This is a genomic window from uncultured Abyssibacter sp. (genome assembly GCF_964000955.1).
Taxonomy (GTDB): domain Bacteria; phylum Pseudomonadota; class Gammaproteobacteria; order Nevskiales; family OUC007; genus Abyssibacter.
On record NZ_CAXFCL010000310.1, the window covers coordinates 1 to 7,702 of the forward strand.

9 protein-coding genes are annotated in these 7,702 nt (G+C 66.6%); all 9 read left to right on the plus strand.

All coding sequences use genetic code 11. The features are described 5' to 3' along the window. Positions 1-220: 220 nt before the first annotated feature. Positions 221-637: a DUF4282 domain-containing protein gene (locus tag ABNS06_RS14730; RefSeq protein WP_348675351.1), complete on the plus strand. Its 417-nt coding sequence runs from the start codon at positions 221-223 to the stop codon at positions 635-637. Further along, on the plus strand, positions 621-2,090 hold the full coding sequence (locus ABNS06_RS14735) for an outer membrane protein transport protein (protein WP_348675352.1): 1,470 nt from the start codon (positions 621-623) through the stop codon (positions 2,088-2,090). The genes ABNS06_RS14730 and ABNS06_RS14735 overlap by 17 nt, the downstream gene beginning before the upstream one ends. Before the next feature lie 10 nt (positions 2,091-2,100). Next, positions 2,101-2,682 carry a hypothetical protein gene (locus tag ABNS06_RS14740; protein ID WP_348675353.1) on the plus strand — a complete coding sequence of 194 codons (582 nt, stop codon included), beginning with the start codon at positions 2,101-2,103 and terminating at the stop codon, positions 2,680-2,682. A gap of 100 nt (positions 2,683-2,782) precedes the next feature. Next, positions 2,783-3,946 carry an alkane 1-monooxygenase gene (locus tag ABNS06_RS14745; protein ID WP_348675354.1) on the plus strand — a complete coding sequence of 388 codons (1,164 nt, stop codon included), beginning with the start codon at positions 2,783-2,785 and terminating at the stop codon, positions 3,944-3,946. A 64-nt stretch (positions 3,947-4,010) separates the two neighbouring features. Beyond that, the gene (locus tag ABNS06_RS14750) at positions 4,011-4,181 is read left to right on the plus strand and encodes a rubredoxin (RefSeq protein WP_348675355.1); all 171 of its coding nucleotides are present in this window, start codon (positions 4,011-4,013) and stop codon (positions 4,179-4,181) included. Between the two features lie 2 nt (positions 4,182-4,183). Then, positions 4,184-4,351, plus strand: coding sequence for a rubredoxin (locus tag ABNS06_RS14755; RefSeq protein ID WP_291513964.1), 168 nt, complete (start codon positions 4,184-4,186; stop codon positions 4,349-4,351). Then, complete coding sequence (locus ABNS06_RS14760; RefSeq protein WP_348675356.1) at positions 4,351-5,505, plus strand: FAD-dependent oxidoreductase; 1,155 nt, start codon at positions 4,351-4,353, stop codon at positions 5,503-5,505. Before ABNS06_RS14755 ends, ABNS06_RS14760 begins: the two co-directional genes overlap by 1 nt. A 15-nt stretch (positions 5,506-5,520) precedes the next feature. After that, on the plus strand, positions 5,521-5,952 hold the full coding sequence (locus ABNS06_RS14765) for an HIT domain-containing protein (RefSeq protein WP_348675357.1): 432 nt from the start codon (positions 5,521-5,523) through the stop codon (positions 5,950-5,952). A 31-nt stretch (positions 5,953-5,983) separates the two neighbouring features. After that, the coding region (locus ABNS06_RS14770; RefSeq protein ID WP_348675358.1) for an OPT family oligopeptide transporter at positions 5,984-7,702 on the plus strand (1,719 nt) is incomplete at its 3' end.

A 7,702-nucleotide genomic window follows, 5' to 3' on the forward strand; every position in this document is an offset into this window, starting at 1 on the left:
CGCCGCGGTAGGCGGCTTCGTCGAGCTGATAGCGCTGGATCATCGTGCCCATGGCGCCATCGAGCACCAGGATTCGGTCGGCGAGTGCTTGTTTGAGGTCTGCCATGGTTTCCTCTACGGTGATTTGTGCGCTGCAACACTTTGCCGCGCGGGTTGACGATATCCGCCTATCCGGATGCGCGGATGGTACCCGTTGCGGCCCCGAATGTCAGGAGGCTCCATGTCCCGGACACACTGGAACGACGAAGCACGCACCCGCCTTGGACCGTTGTGGGCGGCCATTCACGACATCGGTTTTCACCAGGCCCTGGCGACCCGCATGCTCACGCCGGTCTACGTGGTCTTCCTCCTCGGGCTGGGCGTGTTCTGTATTGCGACCATTTCCGACGCGTTCACCAAGTCGCTGCCGCTGGGCATTTTCTTTCTGGTCATCGTCGGGCCCGCGTACTTTCTGGTCGGCACGGTGCTCACGCGTGTCGTGCTGGAGACCATCCGGGCGATCATCCAGATCGCCGACGACATGCACCGGATCGCGACGACTCATGATCGCGTGGCCGAGATTTCGCCGTGGAAATCACTGAAGTCCGTCATCGGCCAGGATGAGCGTGCGGCCTCGGTGGATGACGATCAGCGTTGACCGTCACGGCGCGGCCCTTGGGGCCCTGGCCGTCGCATTGCTGGTCTGGGCGCCGCGGGTCGCCAGCAACGGCAGCTTCGGCCTGCCCTTCGACAGCGTGGCCGGCAGCGGCCTGGCCTTCGCCGGCGTGGACGCGGATCGTTCCGACGCGGGCGCCGCCGCGCGCAACCCGGCCTTGCACGGCGCGACGGCCAGGACCTCGCTGACTTTTGGTGGGCATCTGGCCTACTACTCCACCGAGTTCTCCGGTGACGCCGAGCGCACCGACACCGATGGCTCGACCATCGATGGCGGTCAGGGTGGCGACCCCGGTCGTCTGGATCTGCCGCTGCCGGACATCGTGCTGTCGCATCGGCTGAATCAGCGCTGGGCCGTCGGCGTCAGCCTGAGCGCGCCCTACGGCATCACATTGCGCTTCGATCCGGACTGGGTCGGCCGCTACCACTCGGTGGATGCGGTGATCCGCGGCGTCGAGCTGGTGCCCGCCGTCGCCTGGCAGGCGCAATCCTGGTTGCGTCTCGGGGTCGGGCTGCGAGCCCAGGTCTTCGATTCGGAGTTCGCCAATGCCGTGGACATCGGTAGCTACATCCAGCAGGAGGTGGTCCGGGAGGTCGGCTTCGATGCGACCACGCCCGCCTGCGTGCTTGCCGGCGAACCCACGCTGCCCGGCAAATACGATGTCCTGAACCGCCTGGAGTCACGCGAGTTCGCGCTTGGCTGGCAGGCCGGGCTGCGCGCGCAGATCACGCCTGGCCTGGCCTGGGGTCTGAGCTACCGCTCGCCGATCGACCATGGTCTGAGCGGCCGCGCCGGGCGGGCGCGGGACGACTGGACGCTGGAGGACTTCGACAGCGATCCGTGTCTTGGCGCCGTTCGTGTCGGGCTGGCGGCACTGGGTCGCTCCTACGAGGAGGAGGTGCTGAACCTCGTCGAGGCGGCGTCCACCGACACCCGCTTCCGGACGGATATCGAGTTGCCGGAAACCCTGTCGTCCGCGCTGATCTGGCAGCGGGGGCGCTGGGCGGTCGCCTCGACCCTGCGGTGGACGCGCTGGTCCCGGTTGCAGGCGGCCACGGTCCGCTTCGACAACGCGACACCGACGGTGGTGGAACCCCTGCGCTTCAACGACAGCGTGCTGGTCGCGGTCGGGCTGCGCTACCGGCTGTTCGATCGCTGGACCGTTTCGGCCGGCTACGCCCAGTCGTCATCCACGGTGGATGACACCACCCGCAGCGCCCGGGCGCCGGATTCCGACCGCACCTACCTGTCCGGCGGACTGCGGTGGCAGGCGATGGAACATCTGGCGCTGGTTCTGAGCGCCGGGGTGATTCGCGGCAAGGCGGCCGTTGTCGAGGATCGCACCGAAGCCACCGGGACCGGCCATGTGCTCTCGGGGCAGTTCGAGCCCCTGACACTGGTGTGGGGCGGCTCGCGACTGGAATGGAGATTCTGAGGACATGCGCATGCATCGCATTCGATGGATTCTTCTCGTCATGCTCGCCTCGGCGCTGACCGGCGCCTGCGCCACGCGACCCGTCGCCCAACCGGCATCCGATGCGCGTGAAGCACTGAACCATGGTTACGCGCAGCTGCACTGGATCGCCGGCAAGATGCGTCACGTGGATCAGCTGCTGTGGGTTAAGCAGGAATCCGACGCGGTCGAGGCGGCCGTGAAGACGGTGTCGCGGACCATGGGCGAACATGCCGATGCGCTGGAGACCTTCGAGCGTGAGCGCGACGACCTGCGCCTGGACGACGACGGCTTGCCCCGTTACGAGCAAAGGAAGCGGCTGTCGGTGATCAAGCAGCGGGGGATGACCACCGGTACGCCGTTTCTCGGACAGACCGGCGCCGCATTCGAACGCACGCTGCTGCTGTCCCTTAACGCGGTCATCAACCAGCAGCGTCATCTGATGCGGGTGATGCGGCACGACGAAACCGCGCCGGCACTGCGGGACTGGCTGAAGGCGTCGGAGCAGGCGCTGGATGCGGACTACGAGCATCTGGCGGGGCTGCTGAACAGCGAATACTTCTGCTCCGATTGACGCCGCTTGTCGGGCTCGACTGGTCATGTCTTGATCAGCCCGGGGCGTTGAACTATCGTTCAACTAAACGATCGATTAATAAAAGATCAGGAGAGGAGCGATGAATTCCACGACGCTGACCGCCGATGCGTCCTACCGCGACGGCAAGCGCTATTGGTGGCTGATGGGACTGGTCGTGCCCACCTTGCCGCTCGGGGGCTACCTGCTGGTCGAGCTCACCGGCTGGGGCATCTTCTGGTTCTGGCCGCTGATCTTCATCTACACGGTGATTCCCGCGATGGACTGGCTGATCGGCACGGATGAGAACAATCCGCCGGAATCCGTCGTCCCCGATCTGGAGAGCGACGCCTATTACCGCTGGATCGTCTATCTGTTCATCCCGCTGCATTTCGCGATCTTCGCGTGGGGCGGGTGGATGTTCGTCAACGGCGGACTGGCCTGGTGGGAGGGGCTGGGGCTGGCGATCAGCCTGGGTGGTGTCTCGGGGCTGTCGATCAATACCGCGCACGAGCTCGGCCACAAGAAGGGCGCGACCGAACGCTGGCTGGCCAAGATCGCGCTGGCACCGGTCTTCTACGGCCATTTCTTCGTGGAACACAACCGGGGCCACCACAAGAACGTCGCCACGCCGGAGGATCCCGCCAGCTCGCGCATGGGCGAGAGCTTCTACGCCTTTCTGCCGCGGACCGTGATCGGCAGCCTGCGCTCGGCCTGGTCGCTGGAGAAGCAGCGGCTCGCGCGTCTGGGCAAGGGACCGTGGACCCTGGAGAACGAGAACATCCAGGCCTGGCTGATGTCGGTTGCCCTTTGGGGCGCGATGGCCCTCTGGCTGGGCTGGGCGGTGTTGCCGTTTCTGGTGATCCAGTCGGTCTACGGCTTCTCGCTGCTGGAGGTGGTGAACTATCTGGAGCACTACGGACTGGTGCGACAGAAGACCGAATCGGGCCGCTACGAGCGCTGCCGGCCGGAGCATTCCTGGAACAGCAATCACATCGTGACCAACGTGTTGCTGTACCAGCTTCAGCGTCATTCCGATCACCACGCCAACCCGACGCGTCGCTACCAGGCGCTGCGTGAGTTCAGCGAGGCACCGCAGTTGCCGTCCGGTTACGCCGGCATGGTGCTGCTGGCCTATTTCCCGCCGCTGTGGCGCAAGGTGATGGACCCGCGCGTGGTCGCCCACTACAACGGTGACCTGACCCGCGCCAACCTGCATCCCCCGAAGCGTGCCGCTTTGCTGGCGCGCTATCCGCAACCGGCCTGATCCCCGGCTGCGGTAAGATTCGCGGGCGCCCAGCGCCCGCTTTTTTATATGCGAAGGGCAGAAAATGGCGAGATATCAATGTGATAACTGCGGTTTCGTCTACGACGAGGCCGAAGGCTTTCCCAAGGAAGGTTTCCCGCCGGGTACCGCTTGGTCTAGGGTGCCGGACGACTGGCCGTGTCCGGATTGCGCGGTTCGCGAAAAGATTGATTTCGAACGAGTAGATGACGAATGAGCTTGAGACGCTGGCAGTGCCAAGTATGTGACTACGTGTACGACGAAGCCGAGGGCTGGCCGGATGACGGCATCGAGCCCGGCACGCGCTGGGAAGACGTCCCCGACGACTGGACCTGCCCGGACTGTGGCGCCGGCAAGGCCGATTTCGAGATGATCCCGATCGATTGATGGCTCCCATCGTCATCATCGGAACCGGTCATGCCGGCGTGATGCTCGGTCGCGAGTTCCGCAAGCGCGACCCGGAAGCGCCGCTGCTTTATCTCACCGCGGACGACGGCGCGGCCTACTACAAGCCCAACCTCTCCAAGGCGCTGGCGGACGGCAAGCATCCTGACGCGCTGATCATGCAATCGCCGGACAAGCTGGCCGAGATGCTGGATGCGTCGGTTCGTGCGCAATGCCGGGTGACGAAGATCGATGCAGCGGCGCATCGCATCGAGCTCGCCGACGGCGAACAGATCGCCTACGGCAAGCTGGTGCTGGCACTGGGCGCCGACCCCATCCGGCTGCCGTTCGAGGGCAGCGGTGCCGGCGAGGTGCGTTCCGTCAATGACCTGCTGGACTACCGCGGCTTCCGTGACAACCTGCCTGCCGGCGGTCGCGTCGCAATCATCGGCGCGGGGCTGATCGGTAGCGAGTTCGCCAACGATCTGGCGGCGACCGATCACGTGGTGCATCTGATCGACGTCGCCGACTGGCCACTGTCGCGGCTGGTGCCGCAGCCGCTGGGCAAGGCGCTGGGCGACGCGCTGGCCGAAGGCGGCGTCTCGCTGCATCTGGGCCAGTCAGTGAGTCGGATCGAGCGCAACGGCGAGGCGCTGACGGTCGAAACCTCCACCGGTGACAGCATTCAGGTGGATATCGTGCTGTCGGCGGTTGGACTCGCACCGCGCACCACGCTGGCAAGTGCGGCTGGGCTGAATTGTCATCGCGGAATCGTCGTCGACGATCACTTGGCGACCAGCGCCGCGGATGTGTACGCGCTGGGTGACTGCGCCGAGGTCAATGGCTACGTACTGCCCTACATCATGCCCACCACCCATGCGGCTCGGGCGCTGGCCGCGACGCTGGCTGGCGAGACCACGCGGCTGAGCTGGCCGGCGATGCCGGTGGCGGTGAAGACACCGATGTGTCCGACCATCGTCTGCCCGCCCCAGAGCGCATCGGGAAGCTGGAGCTCGATCGAGGGTGAGGGGCGCGACCTGACCGCGATCTTCACCGACGACGCGGGCCAGCCCAACGGATTCGCGCTGACCGGCGCGGCGACCAAACGACGCGGCGAGCTGACCAAGCTGATGCCGCCGCTGCTGCAGTCCGGCTGAGGCCGCGGACCGGTCATGGGAGACTTCGTCCTCGACCCCCGTCTGCAGGAAGACTCGGTCGAAATCGGCGACCTCGAGCTCTGCAATGTGCGCCTGATGGATGACGCGCGCTATCCCTGGCTGATTCTGGTGCCGCGCGTGGCGAACGTCGTCGAGATTCATGAGCTGGCCGACGGTGCGCAGGCGCAGTTGTGGCGCGAGGTGACGGACACCGGCCGCGTGCTGACGCGGCTTTATGATGCCGACAAGCTCAACATCGCAGCGCTGGGCAACATCGTTCCGCAGTTGCATGTGCACGTCATCGCCCGTGTCGGCGGCGACCCTGCCTGGCCCGGCCCGGTCTGGGGCCAGGGGGCGGCGGAGCACTATGGGCGACGGGCGCTGACGGATCAGCTCGATCGACTGCGTTCGAATCTGCCGGTCAGCTGGATGATGGCTCATCCCTGAGCCAAGTCCACAAACCGGCGCCGCACGGGAACTGACGCGGCGGAGTGTGGTGACCGGGATCGTGCTCGGCGCGATTCTGACCCCCTGCAACGTCTACTCCGGGCTGAAGATCGGCTGGTCCTTCAACATGTCGATCGTGGCGGCCCTGCTGTCCTACGGATTCTGGAATCTGGCCGCCGCCCCGCTGGGCGCCCGTCACTGGGGGCTGCTGGAAAACAACATCAACCAGACCACGGCGTCGTCGGCGGCCTCGATCATCTCCGGCGGGTTGGTGGCGCCGATTCCGGCCCTGGCCCTGCTGACCGGGCAGACGCTGCCGCTGCACTGGCTCCCCGCCTGGGTTTGCGCGGTGAGCCTGCTGGGCGTTTGCGTCGCGGTCTCCATGCGGCGTCAGTTGCTGATCATCGAGCAACTGACCTTCCCGGCTGGCGTCGCCACCGCGGAAACGGTCAAGGAAATCTACGGCCGCGGCGCCGAGGCGGCCGCCCGGGGTCGCGTTCTGCTGGGCAGCCTGCTGGTCTCCGGTGCGGTCAAGGCGCTGGAATCGTTCACCAGTTGGCTCTCGGCCTGGCCGCTGCCCTTTCGTCTGGCCGGGAGTGGCGCGATGGCCGGGCGCAGCCTCGGTGGTGGCCAGCTCGGGTTCGCGCTGGATCCGTCGCTGCTGCTGGTCGGTTTCGGCGCCATCATCGGTCTGCGTGCGGGGCTATCGCTGCTGATTGGCGCGGTGCTCGCCTGGGGCCTGCTGGCGCCGGAGCTGCTGGCCCGCGGCATGGTCACGCTGGGCGAAGGCGCCGGCGATTTCTGGTACCCGCCGCTGGTCGAGTGGTTGTTGTGGCCCGGGGTCGCGTTGATGGTGGCGTCTTCGCTGACCGCGTTCGGTCTGGCGGTGGTCCGCCGCCGCCGCGTCAGCGCGGGTGGCAAGGACATCGATTTCGACATGCCGATTTCCCGGCGCGCGTTCTGGATCGGTTTCATCGTGACGCTGGCCGTGGCGACTGTTGCCCAGACCGCGCTGTTCGGCATCGACCTGATCACCGCGGTGCTCGCGGTGCTGCTGGCCTACGGGCTGGCCGTAGTCGCCGCGCGCGTGGTCGGGGAGACGGGCATTCCGCCGATCGGCGCGCTGGGCAAGGTGTCGCAGTTGAGCTTTGGCGTGCTGGCACCGGCCAATCTCACCGCGAATCTGATGACGGCCAACGTGGCCGGTGGCGCGGCCGGGCAATGCGCCGACCTGCTGAACGATTTGAAGACCGGTTATCTGGTCGGCGCCACGCCGCGTCTCCAGGTCACGGCGCAGTTGTTCGGCATTCTCACCGGCAGCGTGGTCGGGTCGCTGGCCTACCTCGCGTTGATTCCCGACCCGCAGGGCATGCTGATTACCCCGGAATGGCCGGCGCCGGCTGTCGTCACCTGGAAGGCCGTGGCCGAGGTGCTGTCCGGTGGCCTGTCCGCTGTGCCGGCCGGCGCGATGTCGGCGATGGTGACCGGCGCGATCGCCGGCGTGCTGATCGCCTGCGCCCGGGTTCTGGGTTCCGGTGTGATCGCGCGCTACGCGCCCAGCGCGCCGGCGGCGGGGCTGGCGTTCGTGATTCCGGCGTCTAACTCGATCAGCCTGTTCATCGGATCAGTCGCGGCGGCGATCGCGGCACTGGTCGCGCCGCGCTGGTCGGCGCGTTTCGTGATCGCGCTGGCCGCGGGTCTGGTGGCTGGTGAAAGTCTGGTCGGGGGGCTGGTCGCGTTTCTCAGGCTC